The sequence below is a fragment of the Actinomadura sp. genome (genome assembly GCF_044508335.1).
Taxonomy (GTDB): domain Bacteria; phylum Actinomycetota; class Actinomycetes; order Streptosporangiales; family Streptosporangiaceae; genus Spirillospora.
The window spans coordinates 17,243-37,168 of the sequence record NZ_JBIQHY010000011.1; the positions used below are offsets into that span (position 1 = coordinate 17,243).

At 73.8% G+C, this 19,926-nt stretch carries 17 protein-coding genes; 5 read left to right on the top strand and 12 right to left on the bottom strand.

The genetic code is table 11. The features are described 5' to 3' along the window. The 6 genes from clpB to ACIWVC_RS06605 form a co-directional block, all read right to left on the bottom strand. On the bottom strand, positions 1–2,598 hold the full coding sequence (gene clpB, locus ACIWVC_RS06580) for an ATP-dependent chaperone ClpB (RefSeq protein ID WP_396448428.1): 2,598 nt from the start codon (positions 2,596–2,598) through the stop codon (positions 1–3). A 42-nt stretch (positions 2,599–2,640) separates the two neighbouring features. Next, positions 2,641–3,087, bottom strand: a complete 447-nt coding sequence (locus ACIWVC_RS06585; protein ID WP_396448427.1) for a heat shock protein transcriptional repressor HspR — start codon at positions 3,085–3,087, stop codon at positions 2,641–2,643. Positions 3,088–3,090: 3 nt separating this feature from the next. Then, entirely contained in the window at positions 3,091–4,248 is a 1,158-nt protein-coding gene (dnaJ, locus tag ACIWVC_RS06590; protein ID WP_396448426.1) for a molecular chaperone DnaJ, read from the bottom strand. 89 nt (positions 4,249–4,337) lie between these two features. Further along, entirely contained in the window at positions 4,338–5,003 is a 666-nt protein-coding gene (gene grpE, locus ACIWVC_RS06595) for a nucleotide exchange factor GrpE (RefSeq protein WP_396448449.1), read from the bottom strand. Then, positions 4,997–6,856 carry a molecular chaperone DnaK gene (gene dnaK / locus ACIWVC_RS06600; protein ID WP_396448425.1) on the bottom strand — a complete coding sequence of 620 codons (1,860 nt, stop codon included), beginning with the start codon at positions 6,854–6,856 and terminating at the stop codon, positions 4,997–4,999. The genes grpE and dnaK overlap by 7 nt, the downstream gene beginning before the upstream one ends. Before the next feature lie 290 nt (positions 6,857–7,146). After that, positions 7,147–7,869 (bottom strand): class I SAM-dependent methyltransferase, encoded by a 723-nt coding sequence (locus ACIWVC_RS06605; protein WP_396448424.1) that lies wholly within the window; start codon positions 7,867–7,869, stop codon positions 7,147–7,149. Positions 7,870–8,047: 178 nt separating this feature from the next. Between ACIWVC_RS06605 and ACIWVC_RS06610 the strand changes: the two genes are divergently transcribed. The 4 genes from ACIWVC_RS06610 (at position 8,048) to ACIWVC_RS06625 (ending at position 11,764) form a co-directional block, all read left to right on the top strand. Continuing rightward, the gene (locus tag ACIWVC_RS06610) at positions 8,048–8,659 is read left to right on the top strand and encodes an RNA polymerase sigma factor (RefSeq protein ID WP_396448423.1); all 612 of its coding nucleotides are present in this window, start codon (positions 8,048–8,050) and stop codon (positions 8,657–8,659) included. After that, entirely contained in the window at positions 8,652–9,830 is a 1,179-nt protein-coding gene (locus ACIWVC_RS06615) for a hypothetical protein (protein ID WP_396448422.1), read from the top strand. Before ACIWVC_RS06610 ends, ACIWVC_RS06615 begins: the two co-directional genes overlap by 8 nt. A 126-nt stretch (positions 9,831–9,956) precedes the next feature. Beyond that, the gene (locus tag ACIWVC_RS06620; RefSeq protein WP_396448421.1) at positions 9,957–10,562 is read left to right on the top strand and encodes an RNA polymerase sigma factor; all 606 of its coding nucleotides are present in this window, start codon (positions 9,957–9,959) and stop codon (positions 10,560–10,562) included. Continuing rightward, positions 10,559–11,764 (top strand): hypothetical protein, encoded by a 1,206-nt coding sequence (locus ACIWVC_RS06625; RefSeq protein WP_396448420.1) that lies wholly within the window; start codon positions 10,559–10,561, stop codon positions 11,762–11,764. The genes ACIWVC_RS06620 and ACIWVC_RS06625 overlap by 4 nt, the downstream gene beginning before the upstream one ends. A 182-nt stretch (positions 11,765–11,946) precedes the next feature. On the opposite strand, the gene ACIWVC_RS06630 is transcribed toward ACIWVC_RS06625, so the two are convergent. Further along, positions 11,947–12,648: a TetR/AcrR family transcriptional regulator C-terminal domain-containing protein gene (locus tag ACIWVC_RS06630; protein ID WP_396448419.1), complete on the bottom strand. Its 702-nt coding sequence runs from the start codon at positions 12,646–12,648 to the stop codon at positions 11,947–11,949. Between the two features lie 105 nt (positions 12,649–12,753). Here ACIWVC_RS06630 and ACIWVC_RS06635 point away from each other — a divergent pair, with 105 nt between their 5' ends. Continuing rightward, a complete protein-coding gene (locus ACIWVC_RS06635) occupies positions 12,754–14,232 on the top strand; it encodes an MFS transporter (RefSeq protein WP_396453914.1) in 1,479 nt (492 codons plus the stop codon). 43 nt (positions 14,233–14,275) lie between these two features. Here the strand turns inward: ACIWVC_RS06635 and ACIWVC_RS06640 are convergent, their stop codons facing one another. From ACIWVC_RS06640 to ACIWVC_RS06660, 5 genes are all read right to left on the bottom strand, one after another. Continuing rightward, positions 14,276–15,808 (bottom strand): 3-hydroxyacyl-CoA dehydrogenase, encoded by a 1,533-nt coding sequence (locus ACIWVC_RS06640; RefSeq protein ID WP_396448417.1) that lies wholly within the window; start codon positions 15,806–15,808, stop codon positions 14,276–14,278. A gap of 106 nt (positions 15,809–15,914) precedes the next feature. Then, a complete protein-coding gene (locus ACIWVC_RS06645) occupies positions 15,915–17,708 on the bottom strand; it encodes an FtsX-like permease family protein (RefSeq protein WP_396448416.1) in 1,794 nt (597 codons plus the stop codon). Positions 17,709–17,713: 5 nt separating this feature from the next. Then, complete coding sequence (locus ACIWVC_RS06650; RefSeq protein ID WP_396448415.1) at positions 17,714–18,454, bottom strand: ABC transporter ATP-binding protein; 741 nt, start codon at positions 18,452–18,454, stop codon at positions 17,714–17,716. Beyond that, positions 18,451–18,975 (bottom strand): PadR family transcriptional regulator, encoded by a 525-nt coding sequence (locus tag ACIWVC_RS06655; RefSeq protein WP_396448414.1) that lies wholly within the window; start codon positions 18,973–18,975, stop codon positions 18,451–18,453. The genes ACIWVC_RS06650 and ACIWVC_RS06655 overlap by 4 nt, the downstream gene beginning before the upstream one ends. Before the next feature lie 85 nt (positions 18,976–19,060). Then, positions 19,061–19,660: a TIGR03086 family metal-binding protein gene (locus tag ACIWVC_RS06660; RefSeq protein ID WP_396448413.1), complete on the bottom strand. Its 600-nt coding sequence runs from the start codon at positions 19,658–19,660 to the stop codon at positions 19,061–19,063. Between the last annotated feature and the right edge of the window lie 266 nt (positions 19,661–19,926).

Below are 19,926 nucleotides of genomic sequence, written 5' to 3' on the forward strand. Positions count from 1 at the left end.
TCACTTGGTGAGGGTCAGGCCCCGGGACGGCTGGACGGTCAGCTTGTCGGCGGCCTCGTCCAGGTCGACGACCACCTCGTCGCCGTCGCGGACCTCGCCGGACAGCAGCTCGCGGGCGAGCTGGTCGCCGATCGCCGTCTGCACCAGCCGGCGCAGCGGCCGGGCGCCGTAGAGGGGGTCGTAGCCGGTGAGGGCCAGCCACTCGCGGGCCGCGGGCGTCACCTGGAGGGTGAGCTGCCGCTCGGCGAGGCGCTCGGCCAGCTTCTCGACCTGGAGGTCCACGATGCGGGTCAGCTCGTCCGTGGAGAGCGCGTCGAACAGGATCACGTCGTCGAGGCGGTTCAGGAACTCCGGCTTGAAGGAGTTCCGGACGGCGTTCCACACCGCCTCGCGCTTGGCCCCGTTCTCCAGCGTCGGATCCACGAGGAACTGCGACCCGATGTTGGAGGTGAGGATCAGGATCGTGTTGCGGAAGTCGACCGTGCGGCCCTGCCCGTCCGTCAGCCGGCCGTCGTCCAGCACCTGCAGCAGGATGTCGAAGACCTCGGGGTGGGCCTTCTCCACCTCGTCCAGCAGGACCGCCGAGTACGGGCGGCGCCGGACGGCCTCGGTGAGCTGACCGCCCTCCTCGTAGCCGACGTACCCGGGCGGCGCGCCGACCAGCCGGGCGACGGAGTGCTTCTCGGAGTACTCGCTCATGTCGATGCGGGTCATCGCCCGCTCGTCGTCGAACAGGAACTCCGCGAGCGCCTTCGCCAGCTCGGTCTTGCCGACGCCGGTCGGGCCGAGGAACAGGAAGGAGCCGGTCGGGCGGTCCGGGTCGGAGATGCCCGCGCGGGCGCGGCGCACCGCGTCCGACACCGCGCGGACTGCGGTCTCCTGCCCGACGAGGCGCTTGCCCAGCTCGTCCTCCATGCGGAGCAGCTTCGCCGTCTCCCCTTCCAGCAGCCGGCCGGCGGGGATGCCCGTCCAGGACGCGACCACGTCGGCGACGTCGTCCGGGCCGACCTCCTCCTTGACCATCGCGTCGCGGTGCTCGGCCGCCTCCGACGCCTCCTCCAGCTGCTTCTCCAGCGCCGGGATCTCGCCGTAGGTGAGCCGCGCGGACGTCTCCAGGTCGCCGTCGCGCTGGGCGCGCTCCGCCTCGCCGCGCAGCTGGTCGATCGTCTCCTTGATCTCGCCGACGCGGTTCAGGCTGGCCTTCTCCTTGTCCCAGCGGGCGACGAGCGCGGTCAGCTGCTCCTGCTTGTCGGCGAGGTCCTTGCGGAGCCGGTCGAGCCGCTGCCGGGACGCCTCGTCGGTCTCCTTGGCGAGGTTCAGCTCCTCCATCTTCAGCCGGTCCACCTGGCGCTGCAGCTCGTCGATCTCCACCGGGCGGGAGTCGATCTCCATGCGCAGCCGGGACGCGGCCTCGTCCACGAGGTCGATCGCCTTGTCCGGCAGGTACCGGGAGGTGATGTAGCGGTCCGACAGCGTCGCCGCCGCGACCAGCGCCGAGTCGTTGATCTGCACCTTGTGGTGCGCCTCGTAGCGGCCCTTCAGCCCGCGCAGGATCGCGATCGAGTCCTCCACGGTCGGCTCGCCGACGAAGATCTGCTGGAAGCGGCGCTCCAGCGCCGGGTCCTTCTCGATGCGCTCGCGGTACTCGTCCAGCGTCGTCGCGCCGATCATGCGCAGCTCGCCGCGCGCCAGCATCGGCTTCAGCATGTTGCCGGCGTCCATCGCGCCCTCGGCGGCGCCCGCCCCGACGACGGTGTGCAGCTCGTCGATGAACGTGACGATCTGCCCCTCGGACTCCTTGATCTCGTTCAGCACGGCCTTCAGCCGCTCCTCGAACTCGCCGCGGTACTTCGCGCCCGCGACCATCGCGCCGAGGTCGAGCGCGACGAGCCTCTTGCCGCGCAGCGACTCGGGCACGTCGCCCGCGACGATGCGCTGCGCGAGGCCCTCCACCACCGCGGTCTTGCCGACGCCCGGCTCGCCGATCAGCACCGGGTTGTTCTTCGTCCGGCGCGACAGCACCTGCACGACCCGGCGGATCTCCGCGTCGCGGCCGATGACGGGGTCGAGCCGCCCGTCGCGGGCCGCCGCGGTCAGGTCGACGCCGTACTTCTCCAGCGACTGGTAGGTGCCCTCGGGGTTCTCGCTGGTGACGCGGGCGTGGCCGCGCACCTTCTCGAACGCGTCGAGCAGCGCCTGCGGCGTCGCGCCGAACTCCTTCAGCAGGCCCGCCGCCGGGCCGCCGTCCGCGGCCAGGCCGACCAGCAGGTGCTCGGTCGAGACGTACTCGTCCTCCAGCTGCTGCGCCCGGTTCGCGGCCGTGGTGATCGACCGCTGGAGCTGCGCGGACAGCCGCGGGGACGACACCGTCGACCCCTGCGCCCGCGGCTTCGCGGCGAGCTGCTCCTCGGCGCGCCGCCGGATCGCCTGCCAGTCGGCGCCGATCGCCTCCAGCAGCGGCACCGCCGTCCCGTCGGGCAGCGCGATCAGCGCCGCCAGCAGGTGCTGCGGCTCGACCTCGGGGTGCCCCTCGGCCGCCGCCCTGCGCACCGCGACCGACAGCGCCTCCTGGCTCTTCTGCGTCAGCTTGTAGTCCATGTCCCGTCCCCGTGGAAAGTGCTCTGCGTCGCCCAGACTCGCTTAGTCGGAGCGCCGTTCGTGCCAGACGACGACGCCGGTGCGGCGGATCGGCACCAGGTCGGCGCCGGGGGCGCCGGCGGGTCCGCCGTGCCGCCGCTGCTGCGCCAGCCGCGCCGCGACCGCACGGGTCGACTCGAGTTCGTTGGCGAGCTCCTCCAGCGCGGCGTGCGCCTTCGCGAGCTCCTCGCGGAGCCGCACGTTGTCGCGCTGCAGCTCCAGAATGTGCTTGATGCCGGAGAGGTTGATGCCCTCCTCCTGGGAGAGCCGCTGGATCTCCCGCAGCATCACGATGTCGCGCATCGAGTAGCGGCGCCCCCGGCCCGCCGTCCGGCCCGGGGACACCAGGCCCATCCGGTCGTACGTCCGCAGCGTCTGCGGATGCAGCCCGGACAGCTGCGCCGCCACCGAGATCACGTAGACCGGAGTGTCATCGCCGAACGGGTCCATGCCTCACTCCTGCCTGGCCTGCTGGATGATGCCTGCGCGCAGCTCCTCGCCTTCGCCCGCCGCGCGGAGCTTCGCGAGGGCCTCGCGGGTCTGGTCGTCCAGCTTCTGCGGGACCTGGACGTCGACGGTGACCAGCAGGTCGCCGCGCGTCCCGTCCCGCCGCGGCGCGCCGCGGCCCTTCACCCGGAACCTGCGGCCGTTGGGCGTGCCCTCCGGCAGCCTCAGCGTGACCGGCTGCCCCTGGAACGTCGGCACCCGGATCTCGGCGCCGAGCGCCGCCTCGGGGAACGTCACCGGGACCGTCAGGGTGAGGTTGTCGCCGCTGCGCCCGAACACCGCGTGCGGACGCACCTTGATGTTCACGTACAGGTCGCCGGCCGGGCCGCCGTTCTCGCCGGGCGCGCCCTTGCCCTTCAGCCTGATCTTCTGCCCGTCCGCGACGCCCGCCGGGATGCGGGCCTGGATCGTCCGGGTGCCGGTCGCGCGGCCGCTGCCGTGGCAGACCGGGCACGGGTCGTCGACGACGAGGCCCCGGCCGCGGCACTCCCGGCACGGCTCCTGGAAGCCGAAGCTGCCGAGGTTGCGGGTCTCGTGCCCGGTGCCCTCGCAGTTCGGGCACACCCGCGGGACCGTGCCGGCCTTCGCGCCCGTCCCCCGGCACGCGTTGCACGCCGCCTCGCTGGTCAGCTTGATCGGGACGGTCACCCCGTTCATGGCGCGGCCGAACGACAGCGTCACCTCGGTCTCGACGTCCGCGCCGCGCCGGGCGCGCCGCGCCGTCCCCGTGGTGCGGGCGCCGCGCCCGAACAGGCCCCCGAACAGGTCGCCGAGGCGCTCCCCGGCGCCGCCCGGCTGCGTGCCGCCCTGGCCGAACAGGTCGCCGAGGTCGAACCCGAACCCGCCGCCCTGCTGGCCGCGGAACCCGCCCGGCATCGACCGGACGGCGTCGTACTCCTTGCGGCGCTTCTCGTCGGACAGCACGTCGTACGCCTCGGAGACCTCCTTGAAGCGCTCCTCGGCCTCCGAGTCCCCCTTGTTGGCGTCCGGGTGGTACTTGCGCGCCAGCTTCCGGTAGGACTTCTTGATCTCCTCCTGTGAGGCCGTCTTCGCGACACCGAGGACCTTGTAGTAGTCCTTCTCCAGGTAGTCCTTGGTGCTCACGGCGCCCCGCCTTCTGCTATCGCCACTTACTGCTTGCCTTCATCCCCCGTAGTGGGCCCGCCCCCTGGAAGGGGACGGGCCCGCGGGGCTCACTCGCCCGATTCCGCGTCCGGGCCGTCCGGCTCGTCGGCGGGCTCGTCCGAGCCCGCCTCCGGGTCGGGGTCGGCCACCGCGACGCGCGCCGCCCGCAGGATGCGCTCGCCGATCCGGTAGCCGGGCTGGAGGACGTCCACGACGCTCGTCTCGGTCACGTCCGCCGAGAGCGAGTGCATGAGCGCCTCGTGCACGGTCGGGTCGAAGGGCTCGCCCTTCTCCCCGTACCGCACCAGGCCGAGCTTGCCGGTGATCGCCTCCAGGCTCTCCGCGACGGACTTGAACCCGCCGGTGAGCTCGTCGTGATCACGGGCGCGGCCGATGTCGTCCAGGACCGGGAGCAGCTCGGACAGCACCTGCCCGAGGGCCTGCTCGCGGACCGCGACCCGGTCGCGCTCGACCCGCTTGCGGTAGTTGTCGTATTCGGCCTTCAGCCGCTGCAGGTCGGCGAGCCGCTCCGCCAGCTGCCTGCGCAGCTCGGCGACCTCCTCGCCGCCCTGCTCGGCCTTGCCGTCGCCGTCGCCCCCGTCGGCCGGGGCCTCCGGGGCAGGCGAACCCCCCGCCTGCACCCGGACCTCCCCCGTTTCGGGATCGATGCGCCGCTTGTCGCGGATCACCGGGCCCTCCTTCTCCTCACCCTCATTGGGAGAGGACGTCACGATGCATCACCCTTCGGCTTGTCGTCGTCGACGATCTCCGCGTCGACGACCTCGTCGTCCTGCGGACCCTGCGCGTCGGCGGTGGGACCGTGGTCCTCGGCGCCCGCCTGGGCGCCGTCCGGGCTCTGCGCGTACATGGCCGCGCCCATCTTCTGGCTGACCTGGGCGAGCTTCTCCGTCGCGCCCTTGATGGCGTCGACGTCGGTGCCCTCCAGCGCCTTCTTCACCTCGGCGACCGCGTCGTTGACCTCGGTCTTCAGCTCCGCCGGGACCTTCTCGTCGTTCTCCCGCAGGAACTTCTCGGTCGAGTACGCGAGGGTGTCGGCCTGGTTGCGGACGTCGGCCTCCTCCTTGCGCTTGCGGTCCTCCTCGGCGTACTGCTCGGCCTCGCGGACCATCTTCTCGATGTCCTCCTTGGGCAGCGCGCTGCCGCCCGTGATGACCATCGACTGCTCCTTGCCGGTGCCCTGGTCCTTCGCGCTGACGTTCACGATGCCGTTCGCGTCGATGTCGAAGGTGACCTCGATCTGCGGGACGCCGCGCGGCGCCGGCGGCAGACCGGTGAGCTGGAAGGTGCCGAGCTTCTTGTTGTACGCGGCGATCTCGCGCTCGCCCTGGTAGACCTGGATCTCCACGGACGGCTGGTTGTCATCGGCGGTGGTGAACGTCTCCGACCGCTTGGTCGGGATCGTGGTGTTCCGCTCGATGATCTTGGTGAAGATGCCGCCCTTGGTCTCGATGCCGAGGCTCAGCGGGGTCACGTCCAGCAGCAGGACGTCCTTGACCTCGCCCTTGAGCACGCCGGCCTGCAGGCTGGCGCCGATCGCGACGACCTCGTCCGGGTTGACGCCCTTGTTGGGCTCCTTGCCGCCGGTCAGCTCCTTCACCAGGTCGGACACGGCGGGCATGCGGGTCGAGCCGCCGACCAGGACGACCTGGTCGATGTCGCTCACCGAGATGCCGGCGTCCTTCAGCACCGAGTGGAACGGCGCCTTGGTCCGGTCGAGCAGGTCGGAGGTCATCCGCTGGAACTCGGCCCGGGTGAGCTTCTCGTCCAGGTGCAGCGGGCCCTCGCTGGACGCGGTGATGTACGGCAGGTTGATCTGCGTCTCGGACGAGCCGGACAGCTCGATCTTCGCCTTCTCCGCCGCCTCGCGCAGCCGCTGCAGCGCCATCTTGTCCTTGGACAGGTCGACGCCGTTGGCGTTCTTGAACTTGTCCACCAGCCAGTCGACGATCTTGTTGTCCCAGTCGTCGCCGCCCAGGTGGTTGTCACCGCTGGTGGCCTTGACCTCGACCACCCCGTCGCCGACCTCCAGCAGGGAGACGTCGAACGTGCCGCCGCCGAGGTCGAAGACCAGGATGGTGGCCTCGTTCTCCTTCTCCAGGTGGTAGGCCAGCGCCGCCGAGGTCGGCTCGTTGATGATGCGCAGGACGTTCAGGCCCGCGATCTGGCCGGCCTCCTTGGTGGCCTGCCGCTGGTGGTCGGAGAAGTAGGCGGGAACCGTGATCACCGCGTCGGTGACGGTCTCGCCCAGGTACGCCTCGGCGTCCCGCTTCAGCTTCTGCAGCACGAACGCGCTGATCTGCTGCGGGTTGAAGTCCTTGCCGTCGATCTTGGTCTTCCAGTCGGTGCCCATCTCGCGCTTGACCGACCGGATGGTGCGGTCCACGTTGGTGACCGCCTGGCGCTTGGCGACCTCGCCGACCAGAACCTCGCCGTTCTTGGCGAAGGCGACGACGGACGGCGTGGTCCGCGACCCCTCCGCGTTCGCGATGACCGTGGGCTCGCCGCCCTCCAGGATCGCGACGACCGAGTTGGTCGTCCCGAGGTCGATGCCGACCGCACGTGCCATGTTCTCGTCCTCCGTCGTTTCCGGTGGTTATCGCAGCCCCGGTCGCCCCCAGGGCGCGGCCGGTTCGTCTTCTCTGCCGCAAGGTTGCCCGGACGCCCGCCCCGCTGTCAAATGACTTGAGCGTACCCGACTCAACTTTGCTGACGGCCTCTACAACAGGACGATTGAGCCCCGTATTCCGGTTCCCCGAACGGGTCCGTCGATTCACATATCGACCAGATGGAGGAGGGCCGGGCCGGCCGCCGTCACCCGCTGGGAGGAGCGTCTCCTCCGCACGTCCCGCGGGCCGCTCAGCCGGGCTTGCGGAGGGTCGCCATGCGCGTGCCGAACCACGGGCCGCCGTACCAGAAGCGCCACCCGAGACCGCGGACGGCCGGCTCGGTGCCCGACAGCGCCCGCAGCTCGGCGGCGTAGTCCCGGACGTGCTGGAAATCGGCCAGCAGCAGCCGCCCGCCGGGGGCGAGCACCCGGTACGCCTCCGCGACCGCGCGGGCGCGGCCCTCGGCGTCCGGGACGTTGTGGACGGCGAGGCTCGACACGACCAGGTCGAAGGAACCGTCCTCGAACGGCAGCGAGCGCATGTCGCCGGTGACGAGGTCCACCCGGCCGGACACCCCTTCGGCCTCGGCGTTGCGCCGCGCCACCTCGCCGGTGTTGCCCGACTGGTCCTTGCCGCGCCACAGGTCGATCCCGACGGCCCGCCCGCGCGGCAGCAGCTTCGCGACCTGGATCAGCACCATGCCCCGCCCGCAGCCGAGGTCCAGCGCCCGCTCGCCGCCGTCCAGCTCCAGCCGCCGCAGCTCCCGGGCCCAGACCGCGAACTTGCCGCGCAGGGTGGTGTGCAGGTAGACGGCCGCGGAGGCGAAGCCGAACAGCCCGCCGGCGAGCACGATCCAGCCGATCCACCAGCCGGCCGCCAGTAGCCCCGCGGCGACGAGCGAGCCGGCGAGGCCGCCCGATATCTGCCCGATCAGGGCGCCTGGGGCATCGACACCATAACGGGCCCGTCCCATGGCTCAAGATCGTACTGACGCGGCCCGGACTCGGCATGCCGTACGCCCCCGGCGAATGCGCCCGCCACCGCGCGGCCCGCGCCCACCGCGTCCGGCGGGCGCGGGCCGGGAACGAAAGCGGCGCGAGGCTCCGGGTGATACGTCTGCGACCGCCATCCGCGCGACGGAAAGGCACCACATGACGGGGAACCCCCTCGCCGCGGCGCGGCCGGACCGGCCTCCCGCCGGCCCGGCCGCGCCGCGGCCCTCCCTGCACGACCCCGAACGGTTCGGCGAGGTCTTCGACGCGCACTTCGCCGAGATCCACGGGTACGCGGCCAAGCGGCTCGGCCCCGACGCCGCGCCCGACATCGCGTCCCAGACGTTCCTGGAGGCGTTCCGCCACCGCGACCGCTACGACCCGGCGCGGGCGAACGTGCGGACCTGGCTGTACGGCATCGCCACCAACGTCATCGGCAGGCACCGGCGCGACGAGGTCCGCGGGCTGCGGGCGCGTTCGCGGCTCGGTCCCGTCCGGGACGAGGGCGGGCACGCCGACCGCGTGGACGCCCGGGTCAGCGCCCAGGGGCTGCGCGGGCGGCTGGCCGCCGCGCTCGCCGGCCTGCCGTCCGGCGAACGCGACGTGCTGCTCCTGGTCGCGCTCGCCGACCTCACCCACGAGGAGGTCGCGGCGGCCCTGGACATTCCCTACGGGACGGTCGGGTCGCGGCTGAGCCGGGCCAGGAGAAAGGTGCGCGAGGCACTCGGCGGGACGAACCCGATGCGCGAAGGGCAGGACGACCATGGATGAACTGCAGATGATCCGCGAGGCGTACGGGGAGCCCGAGCCGCCGACCCCGCGGCAGATGACCGAGGCCCGCGCCCGGGTGCTGGCGGAGCCGGGGCTCCACCGGAAGCGCCACGGATGGCGGATCAAGGCCGGGCTCGGCGCGGTCGCCGCCGGTGCGGCCGTCGCCGTAGCCGTCACGGTCACCGGATCCGGCTCGCCGGCCCCGCCGTCCCGGGTCGATCTCGGCCGGCAGGCCGTGCTCGCGGCGGCGGAGAAGGCCGCGGCCCAGCCGACCGGCACGTACTGGTTCTCCGACCGGATCGACGGCCAGTCGTACATCGTCCGGGCGAAGACCGGCGGCTACGCGATCGTCGGCGCGCACTTCGAGTCCTTCAGATGGGCCGGGGCGAAGGCGGGGACGGGGGAGGCGTTCTACGGTCGCGACCTGCCGGCCCGGCCCCTGACCCCGCGGGACGAGAGGCTGTGGAGGAAGGCCGGCTCCCCGGCGAAGTTCCGGGTCTGGTCGAACGACCACTACTACACCTACGACACGTCGAGGACGCCATGGCGGGCGAACGCCCCGGACCCGCACGGCGGCGGCACGTGGCTGAACGATGACAGGACCACCGAGGACATCCTGGCCCTGCCCGCCGACCCCGGGGCGCTCGCCGAGATGTTCTTCGACCCGGACGAGAGCCGGGAGCCGGCGAAACCGCCGACGAACGAGCGCGAACGGAAGCTCGCCGAGATGCGGAGGCAGAAGCGCGAGGCGGTGATGGGGCCCCGCAACAAGGTGCTCCTGGTCGGGCGCGTCCTGAGCGGCTCGCCGGTCCCGCCGGACGTGCGCGCCGCGTTCATCCGGGCGCTGGCCGCGCAGCCCGGGATCACGGCGATCGGCGAGACCGCCGACCCGCTGGGCCGCAAGGGCGTCGCGCTGGCGTCCGCGAGCAGCACCACGAAGATCACCGCCGAGTGGGGGGCGCCGCCGGAGGAGCAGGGCGAGTTCGGCAGCCGCGAGGAGATCATCTTCGACCGGGCCACGGGCGGGGTGCTGGCGACGCAGAGGGTCCTCACCGCGCCCGGCGGCCCGTACAGGGACCGGGAACCCGGGTTCGTCATCAGCTACGGGATCGTCCGGGACACGGGCTGGACGGACACCGTGCCGGAGCCGCCCGCGAAACCGCCCTTCTGACCGGGTGCGGACGCCCGGCGGCCCGGTGTCCGGGCGGCCGGGCGTCCCGGCGCGAAGGCGGATCGGGGGTTCGGCGGAGAACGGGGTGACCGAGCAATCGAGCACCCCCACAGCGAGGATCACTCCATGGCCCAGCAGCGCCCGCCGGATCCCGGCGGGGACGACCCCGACACGGAGGCGATCGTGCGGTCGCGGCGCGATCCCGCCGCGTTCGCGGAGATCTTCCACCGCCACTTCCCCGCGATCCACGGCTACGCGGCGCGGCGGCTCGGCGCGGACGCGGCGGACGACGTCGCCGCCGAGGTCTTCCTCGCCGCGTTCCGCAGGCGCGGCCGGTTCGACCCCGAGCGCGGGACGGTCCGGCCCTGGCTGTACGGGATCGCGACCCGGCTGATCGGGTCGCACCGGCGCGCCGAGGGCCGCCGGTACCGGGCCCTGGCGCGCACGCCCGCCGACCGCTTCCACGACGGCCACGAGGACGCCGTCGCGGCGCGCGTCACGGCGGGCGGCGCGGGCGCGGACCTGGCGGACGCGCTCGCCCGGCTGCCGCGCGGCGACCGGGACGTCCTGCTGCTGGTGGCGCTGGCCGACCTGTCCTACGAGGAGGTCGGGCAGGCGCTCGGCCTGAAGACGGGCACGGTCGCGTCCCGGCTGCACCGCGCCCGGCGCCGCCTGCGGGAGGCGCTCGGCGGAACCGACCCCGCGCTGATCGTTGAGGAGAGCCCCGCATGAACATGGACGAGATGGACCGGGTCCGGAGCCTGCTGCGCGAGGCGCCGCCCCCGTCGGCGGAGGCGTCGGCGAAGGCGCTGGCCGTGCTGGAGGACGAGATGGCGGGCGGGCGCGCACGGACGTCCCGGGCGGGACGGCGCCGGCTCGGCCGGCCGGCCGGGCTGGGGCTCGGGCTGGTCGCGGCGGGAGCCGCGGCGGCCGTCGCGGTCGCGCTCACCGGCCAGGGGACTCCGGGTTCGCCGGGTTCGCCGGGCACGCCCGCCGGCGTCGACCTCGACAAGCAGGCGGTGCTCGCGGCGGCGGCCAAGGCCGAGCTGACCCCGACCGGCAAGTACTGGTACACCGACCGCGTCGACGGGCAGTCGTACGTCATCCGGGCGAAGACCGGCACGTACGCGATCGTCGGCGCGGCGAGCGAGTCGTTCGGCTGGACCGGTGTGAAGAAGGGGACCGGCGAGGCGTACTACGGCCGCGACCTGCCGGCCCGGCCGCTCACGGCGCGGGACGAGGCCCTGTGGAAGAAGGCCGGGTCGCCGTCGAGGTTCCGGGTCTGGTCGAACGACCACTACTACACCTACACCGCCGAGGCCACGCAGTGGCGGTCGGACGGCCCCGAGGTCGGCATCGACCCGGAGGGCGGCGGCGAGTTCCTCGGCAGGCCGGCCGAGGAGTGGCAGAACCTGCCGACCGACCCGGCCGAACTCGCCGAGCGGTTCCTGAGCGGCGAGGAGGCGGCCCGGGGCATCGACCCCGGGGCGAAGGGCGGCCGGACGCCGAGCCCGGCGCAGGCGGCCTCCGCCGGGATCTGGCGGACGTCGTCGATCCTCGGCGGCACCCCCGTCCCGCCGAAGGTGCGGGCGGGGCTGATGCGGGCGCTGGCCTCCCGGCCGGGCATCGAGGCGATCGGCCGCGTCGCCGACCCGCTGGGCCGCCGCGGCGTCGCGCTGGCCGCCCCCGAGCGCACCGCCACGATCACCGGCGAGTACGGTGGGCCGAAGGCGGAGCGGGGCGCCTACGGCCACCGCCTGGTCATCGTCTTCGACGAGAAGACCGGGGGCGTCCTGTCGGTCCAGGACACGCTGACCAGGCCGGGGGGCCCGTACGCGGAGATGAGGCCCGGTTTCGTCATCAACTACGTGGCGGTCCGCTCGTCGGGCTGGACCGACACCAAGCCGGAGCCGCCCGCGGACCTGCCCTTCTGACCCGTCCGGACCGGGGGCGGTGACCGCCGCGTTGTCCCTTTGGCGAAAGCCGCCTCCCTGCGCGATGCCCTCCGCCCACCGTCCGGGCGGGGGGCATCGCGGCGCCAGGGCGCCCGGCTTCAGGTGCGTCCGTCGTCAGGGGCGCCCGGCGTCAGATGCGCCCGGCTTCGGGGGCGGCGTCGTCAGGGGCGGCGGGCTTCGAGGCCGTCGAGGACGCAGGCCAGGCCGAACGCGAACCGGCCCTCCAGGACGTCGCCGGTCTCCTTCATCCAGATGTCGCGGATGTGGGACGCGAGGCCCGGCCGCTCCTCGTCCAGCCGGGACAGGTACGGGCCGAGCTCACGGATCCAGTCGGCGGACGACGTGCCGGGCTGGTTGCGCTGCCAGCTCGCCTCGCTGCCGGCCGCGCCGATCACGTAGTCGACCACCGCCGACCAGGCGTATTCGAGGTCGAATCCGGTGAACCCGGCGGCGCCGAACGCGGCGAGCACCTCGTCCAGGACGCGGGTGGCGTTCGGGCCGATCATCGGGCGGCCGCCGAACAGCGTGACGGTCCACGGATGCCGGTGGATCATCGCGCGGAGGCTGCGCGCGTAGCCGGTCGCGGCGTCCCGCCAGCCGCCCCCCGACGGGACCGCCACCTCCGCCATCACCCGGTCGAGGGCGAGCTCCAGCAGTTCGTCCTTGTTCGCGACGTGCCAGTAGACCGAGGTCGCGCCGGAGTTCAGCCGGGCGCCGAGGCGGCGCATGCTCAGGCCGTCCAGCCCCTCGGCGTCGAGCAGTTCGAGCGCGGCGTCGACGATCTGCGTCCGGGTGAGGGCGGGCTGCGCGCGCCGCGGCCGCTCCGGACGCAGCCAGACGGACGCCGCCTTCTCCTCGGCCATCGCATGCCCCTTCCTCTCTCGTACAGGGTACGAGACTTGAACACTGTACGAGGATAGTCGTACAGTGTGCGAGTTATCTCGAACAGTGTACGAGAAGGAATCGACATGACTCCCCATCCGCGGCGCTGGCAGATCCTCGGCGTCCTGTGCCTCAGCCTCTTCGTGGTCGTGGTGGACAACACGATCCTCAACGTGGCGATCCCGTCCCTGCTCAGGGACCTGGACGCCACCACCTCCGACGTCCAGTGGGTGATCGACGCCTACTCGCTGGTCTTCGCCGGCCTGCTGATCACCGCGGGCAGCCTCGGCGACCGCTTCGGGCGACGCCGCGCCATGCTGGCCGGCTTCGCGCTCTTCGGCGCCGGCTCCCTGCTCGCCGCGTTCGCCGCGAGCCCCGCCCAGCTCGTCGCGATGCGCGGGCTCATGGGCGTCGGCGGCGCGCTCCTCATGCCCGGGACGCTGTCGATCATGGCGCAGGTGTTCGGGCCGGACGAGCGCGCCAAGGCGTTCGCGATCTGGGGCGCGACGTCCATGGTCGGGCTCGCCGCCGGGCCGACGCTCGGCGGGTTCCTGCTGGAGCACTTCTGGTGGGGATCGGTCTTCCTGGTGAACGTGCCCGTCACCGCCGCCGCGGTCGCCGGACTGCTGGTGCTCGTCCCCGAGTCGCGCGGTCCGCGCCGCCGCCCGGACGTGCTCGGCGCCGTCCTGTCCACGGCCGGCATGGCGGCGCTGGTCTGGGCGATCATCTCCGGCCCGGCGCACGGCTGGACGGGCGCCCGCACGGCCGGCGGGCTGCTCGCCGGGGCCGCCGCGCTGGGCCTGTTCACCCTGTGGCAGCACCGCAACCCCGAACCGATGCTCGACCTGCGCCTGCTGCGCGACCGGAACTTCGCCGGAGCCGCCACGATGATCGCGCTGTTCGGCTTCGCGCTCGCCGGGATGCTGTTCGCGCTGACCCAGCAGCTCCAGCTCGTCCTCGGCTACGGCCCGCTCAAGGCGGGTCTGGCGCTGCTGCCGGTCGCGGTCTCCGCCGGGCTCGGCAACGGCCTCGGCGCGTCCCTGGAGTCGCGCTTCGGGGCCCGTCCCGCGCTCATCGCCGGATTCGCCACGGTCGCGGCCGGTTTCGGCGTCCTCGCCGTCACCGGGGACGGCGGCTACGGCGTGCTCGCCGCCGGGCTCACCGTCCTCGGCTTCGGCGCCGGGCTCGGCACCCCGCCCGCGTACAGCACGCTGATGGCCGCCGTCCCGCGCGAGGAGGCCGGCGTCGGCTCGGCGGTCAACGACGCCGGCCAGGAACTCGGCAGCGCGCTCGGCGTCGCCGTCCTCGGCAGCATCGTCTCCGCCGCCTACGCCGGCGCCCTCCCCGGCACCGCCTCCGCCGCCGCCCGCCACTCGCTGGGCGAGGCGCTGGCGCTCGGCGACCCCGCCCTCGCCGGCGCGGCCCGCGAAGCCTTCACCCACGCGGTCGCGGTCGCCTCCTGGGCCGCCTGCGCCGCGATGCTGACCGCCGCGCTCTTCGCCGCCGCGGTCCTCCGGCCGCGCCGCCCGGCTCCCGCCGACGCCCCCGATCCCGTCGAGGTCTGAGGCTGGAGCGCAGCGGTCAGGGGGACGAGGCCGGGGGACGAGGTCAGGGGATGAGGTCGGACGGGGAGGTGCCCGCTTCGGTCAGCGGGAGGGCGAGCGCCGCCCGCTCGGTCAGCCAGGTGCTCGGCCGGTAGCGGGGGTCGCCGGTGCCTCGGTGCAGGCCGCGCAGGATGGTCAGGACGCGGTCGGCGCCGGCGTGCTCGCCCCACTCCAGCGGTCCGCGCGGGTAGCCGAGGCCGAGCCGGACGGCGGTGTCGATGTCCTGCGGCCGGGCGAGGCGCTGCTCGGCGATCCCGCAGCCCACGTTGACGATCGAGGCGAGGAGCCGCTGCGCCACGGGGGCCGGGGCGTCGCGGACGACCGTCACGGCACGTCCGGTGGCCGCGAGGGCGGCGAGGCCGGCGCGTCCCGCGTCCTTGTCCACGCCCGGGTGCACCATCACGGTGAGGCGGGTGAAGAACCCGCCGAACGGGTCGACGCCCAAGGTGCGCTCCAGGGGAAGGCCCTCGGCGGCGGCCGCGGTGCTCTGGCCGAACGGTGCGACCAGGACGACGGCGCGCTCGGACGGCCGGTCCCCCGACTCGACCTCCACGTCCGCGCTGGAGAGCAGGGCGCCCAGCTCTTCGCGGACGTCGCCGTGCACCCACACCGGGCGCGGCTCCACCGCCGGGGCCGTGACCTCCGGTGGCTCTTGCTTGGCGCCGTCCACGTACTTGTAGAAGCCCTCGCCTGTCTTGCGCCCGTACAGGCCGGCCTCCAGGCGCGCCCGCCCGATCCTGGACGGACGGAACCGCGGCTCCGTGTAGAACCCCGTCCAGATGGACTCCATCACCGGGTGCGACACGTCCATCCCGGTGAGGTCGAGCAGTTCGCACGGCCCCATCTTGAGGCCCAGGACGTCCCGCGCGATCCGGTCGATGTCCACGGGTTCCGCGGCGCCTTCGGACAGGATCTGCAGGGCCTCCGTCACCAAGCCGCGCCCGGCGTGGTTGACGAGGAATCCTGGCGCGTCCGGCGCGAGCACCGGTTCATGGCCGAGGCGCCTGACGAGATCGGCCAGCGCGTCCGGGATCCACTCCGCCGTGCGCGCCCCCGGAATCACCTCCACGAGCCGCATCAGCGGCACCGGGTTGAAGAAGTGCAGCCCCGCCACCCTGGACGGATCCTCCAGGGCGGCCGCGATGGCGGTCACCGGCAGCGAACTGGTGTTGGTCACCAGGATCGTGTGCTTCGGGCACACCTTCTCCAAGGAGCTGAACAGCTCCCGCTTGGTGTCCATGTCCTCGCGGACGGCCTCCACCACGAGGTCGCACTCCTGGAACGGGGTGAGCGGCTCGCCGACCGGCCGGAGCCGCCCCTTGGCCGCCTCCGCCTCCTCGGCCGTCATCCGTCCCTTGGCCACCAGCTTGTCGAACATGGCGCCGATGTACTCGGTCGCGGCGACCACGGCCTCCATCCGGATGTCGGCCAGCTCCACGGTCAGCCCGCCCGCCGCGGCGAGCTGCGCGATCCCGCGCCCCATCGCCCCGGTGCCGATCACCCGGACCGTCGCCGCCCGCCGCGCCCACTGCTCCACGCCGCCTCCTCGCTCGTTCCGCTCACCACGCATTTCAGCATGGCTGTTCAACACGGCAGGCTCCGGGCTCGGGAACCGGCCCGGCACCCGGACGGCCGGGGACGGTTCACGGCACTTCGGCGCTCAGCGTCGCTGCCACCGGGCGGCGGGCCGCGGCGCGCGCGGGGATGGCGGCGAGGGCGGCCGTGACCGGCGGCGCGGTGAGCGCTGCGGCGAGCAGGGACCACGCGGGCGGCCAGATCGTGTCCGGGCCGGAGAAGGGCAGGCACAGGATGAGGCCCATCGGGATGCCGGCCAGGGCACCGGGCAGGGTCGGCAGCACCTGCGCGGCGGACAGCCCGGCGGTGACCTGGCCGGGGGTGGCGCCGAGGGTACGGGCGACGGCCATGGTGCGGCGGGCCTCCTCGGCCGTGGTCCAGGTGGCGGTGAGGGTGTTGACGGCGGCGAGGGCGATCAGCGCGGCGGTGACGGCCAGGATCACATGGTGCTGCTGGGCGTCCCGCAGCTCGTTCGCCATGGGGGAGCCCGGGTAGCCCTTCGCGGGCTGGGCGTAGATCACCATCAGGCCGGTGACCGTGGCCATAGTGGCGGCGGTGCCGCAGGCGTGCAGGACCGCGCGGCCGGGACGGCGGGCGATCAGGCGTATCCCCAGCAGGAGCGAGGTCGGCATCAGCGCGGAGATCCTCGTCAGGTGGGCCCGGTGCTGCGGCTCGCGGGCCCCGTCGGCGAGCGCGGCCACGGTCTCGGTGCGCAGGGCCCGGACGGTCGGGCCGAGCGTGGTGAGGACGGCCACCGCCAGCGCGGCGGTGGTCGTGAGGACGATGGTGCCGGCGCTCGGTCCGGTGGCCGTGGTGATCAGGCTGGCGCTGGGGTTCACGATCGCGGGCTCGATCAGGCGCGCGGCCGCCAGCCCCAGCGCGTCGGCGAGCAGCGCCAGCGTCACGTACTCGGCGAACAGGACGGCGGCGATGAGGCCGGGAGCGGCGCCGACCGCCTTGAGCAGCCCCACCCGGCGGGTCTGCGCGGCGGCGCGCCCCGCGGCCAGCGTGGCCAGGCCGCCGATGGCCAGGAAGGCGAGCAGCCAGCTGCCGATGACCAGGATCGGCTGGCTGTCGCGGAGCATGACCGAGTCCTGCCGGGCCACGTCCTGCCAGGCGCGGACGTTCACCCAGGTGTGCTCGAACGCCGGTGCGATCGCGGGATCGCGCGTGGTGAACGCGCGTGCCGCGGCGGGATCCCGCAGCCTCAGGTTGATGAAGGACGTCACCGGCACATCGGGCGATTCCAGCGCCCGGGTGTCCCGTTCGGCCGCCCAGACCAGGCCGCCGCCGTCGCTCGGCCCGCCGTGCGGACCGATCCCCGGCGCCCACGGGTAGACCGAGCGGGCCGCGGTCACGGCGATCCCGGTGACGGGAAGCGATCGGCCCGCGACGGTGACGCGGTCGCCGACGCGGACGCCCAGCGCGGTGGCGAAGCCGCGCTCGATCACGACGCCCCCGGGACGGACCCAGCCGCCCGAGGTCAGCAGCGGACGGCCGACCGGGCCCGGCGCCTGGTCGGCGACCTGGACCACCGCGGCGCCCGTGGCGCCGTGCGCCGTGAGCGTCGTGTAGTACTGGCGGTGGGGTCCGCTGTGCGCGACGACCCCGGGCGCCCGCCCCAGCGACTCCAGGGCCGTGATCGTGGTCCGGCGCGTGCCGGGTGAATACGCGACGACGTCCGGTCCGGCCGTGGCCGCCCGCGTGTGCCGGTAGAGCTTCTCGGTCGCGCCGTGCAGCGACCCGCCCAGGCTGAGCATGGCGGTGGCGGCGGTGATCGAGACGAGCAGGATCGCGGCCTGGGCCGGATGCCGCCGGACGTCGGCCACGACGAGGCGCAGGACGAGCAGGATGCGGCCCACGGCGGTCAGTCCCCCAGCCCGAGCATCCCGCCGAGCCGCCCGGGGCCGTGCCCCGCCAGCCGGGTGTCGTCGACGAACGCCCCGTCCCGCATGGAGATCAGCCGGTCCGCGGTGGAGGCGACCCGCTCGTCGTGCGTGACGATCACCAGGGTCTGCCCGGCGGCCCGCAGCTCCCCGAAGAGCCGCAGCACGTCGAGCGTCGCCGCGGTGTCGAGGTTGCCGGTCGGCTCGTCCGCCAGCAGGACGAGCGGCTCGTTGGCGATGGCGCGGGCGATGGCGACCCGCTGCCGCTGCCCTCCCGACAGCTGCCAGGGCAGCCGGCGGGCGCCGTCGGCCAGCCCGAACCGCTCCAGGAGCGAGGCGGCGCGGCGCCTGGCCGCGCGCGGCGAGCACCCGGCCAGCAGCGCGGGCAGCTCCACGTTCTCCGCCGCCGAAAGCTCCTCCACCAGGTGGAACGACTGGAAGACGAAGCCCACCGACCGGCGTCGCAGCCGGGCCAGCGCCCGCTCGCTCAGGGTGTCGATGCGCCGTCCCGCGAGCCGCACCTCCCCGCGGGTGGGGCGCTCCAGGCCGCCCATCAGGTGCAGCAGGGTCGACTTGCCGCAGCCGCTCGGCCCCATCACCGCCAGCGTCTGCCCCGCCGGGACGTCCAGGTCGACCTCGTCGACCGCCCGGACCAGGCCCTGCCCCTCGCCGTGCTCCTTGCACAGGCCGCGGACCTGCAGCACGCAGCCGGACTCGTTCACGCGCCGTCCCCCGTCCTCGACCAGACGCGCTCGCACGCGTCCAGCCAGCGCAGGTCCGCCTGCAGCCGCAGCGCGACCCCTTCCAGCAGCAGGCCGGCGGTGGAGCCGTCCGGCTCGGCCAGCACCGCGCGCTGCACCTCCGCGAGGCGCCGCAGCAGCTCGCGGCGCTGCGCGTCCACCAGCTCCACGGGGTCGGCGAGCCGCGCCGCCGCCGCGGCGGCGAGCTTGAGATGGAACTCCGCCAGGTTCGGCTTCGGCCAGTTCACCTCGGTCAGCCAGGCCGACACGCGCCGCTGCCCGGCCGGCGTCAGCGCGTACACCTTGCGGTCCGGCCGGTCGGGGAGCCCGTCCGCCCGCTCGCAGACGACCAGCCCGGCCTTCTCCAGCCGGGCCAGCGTGACGTAGACCTGGCCCGCGTTCATCGACTCGCCGAGCGGCCCGAGAGCCCGCCGCAGCCGCATGCGCAGCCCGTACCCGTGCGACGGTTCCTTCGCGAGCATCGCCAGCAACGCGTCCTGCATGCACCACCCCTAACGGCTAGCCAATAGCTAGCGGTTAGCTGATGGGTTCGTCAAGCCGGAGGGCGCCGGGTCCGCGTGCGGCCGGTCAGGTCTGCGAGGCGGTCCAGGACGGGCTGCGGCCGGTCATGGCGATGAGCCGGTCGAGGGCCGGGGCGTCGGCGGGGACGTCGACGGCGGGGCCGAAGAGGCCGGGGACGCCCTCGCCGTTGCTCTGCTCGACGGCCGGGGCGACGAAGGCCAGGCATGCCTCGATCTCGTCGTCGCCGGCGGCGTAGGACTGGCCGGCGGCGCGGGCGATGTCCCAGCCGTGCACGACCAGCTCGTTCAGCGCGACATGGCCGGCCTCCCGGCCGGGGAGGTCGATGCCGCCCGCCTTCGTCATGCCCTGCCAGGCGTCCGGGGAGCGCCACGCGGCGGCGAGGGCGTCGAGCCGCTCGGGGATGCGGGCGCGCCAGTCCGGGGGAAGGCCGGCCGCGTCGGCGGACGGCGGCGGCGAGCCGCCTTCGGGGAAGTCCTTCTCCGCGGCCCAGGTGAAGGCGAGCGCCAGGCCGTTCACGTGGTCGATGAGCGCGCCGAGGGACGTGTCGGCGCAGGGGGTGGGGGCGGTGAGCCGGTAGTCGGGGACGTTCGCGAGCAGCGCGGCCATCCGCCGGGCCGCGGGAGCCAGGTCGGGCGTCGAGCTCATCCGGATTCCTCCGTTCCGATCCGCGGGACGGGGCTGGACGCGTCCCGTCCGGGGGTATGGACTCGGGAACCCGCCGATACTCATCGGTGCGCGAAATCTCTAAGGTATGACGGACGGCACGCGTCCGGTCGGCGTGGAGAGGGGCCGGGAAAGGGGCGGGAGCGGTCTGACCAGGGCATGTGACGCGTAAGCTACTACCGAGTAGTATTCGGGACCCGGATGACGAGCAGTCTGTCGCGAGCCCTACGCTGACTGCCATCGCCCGT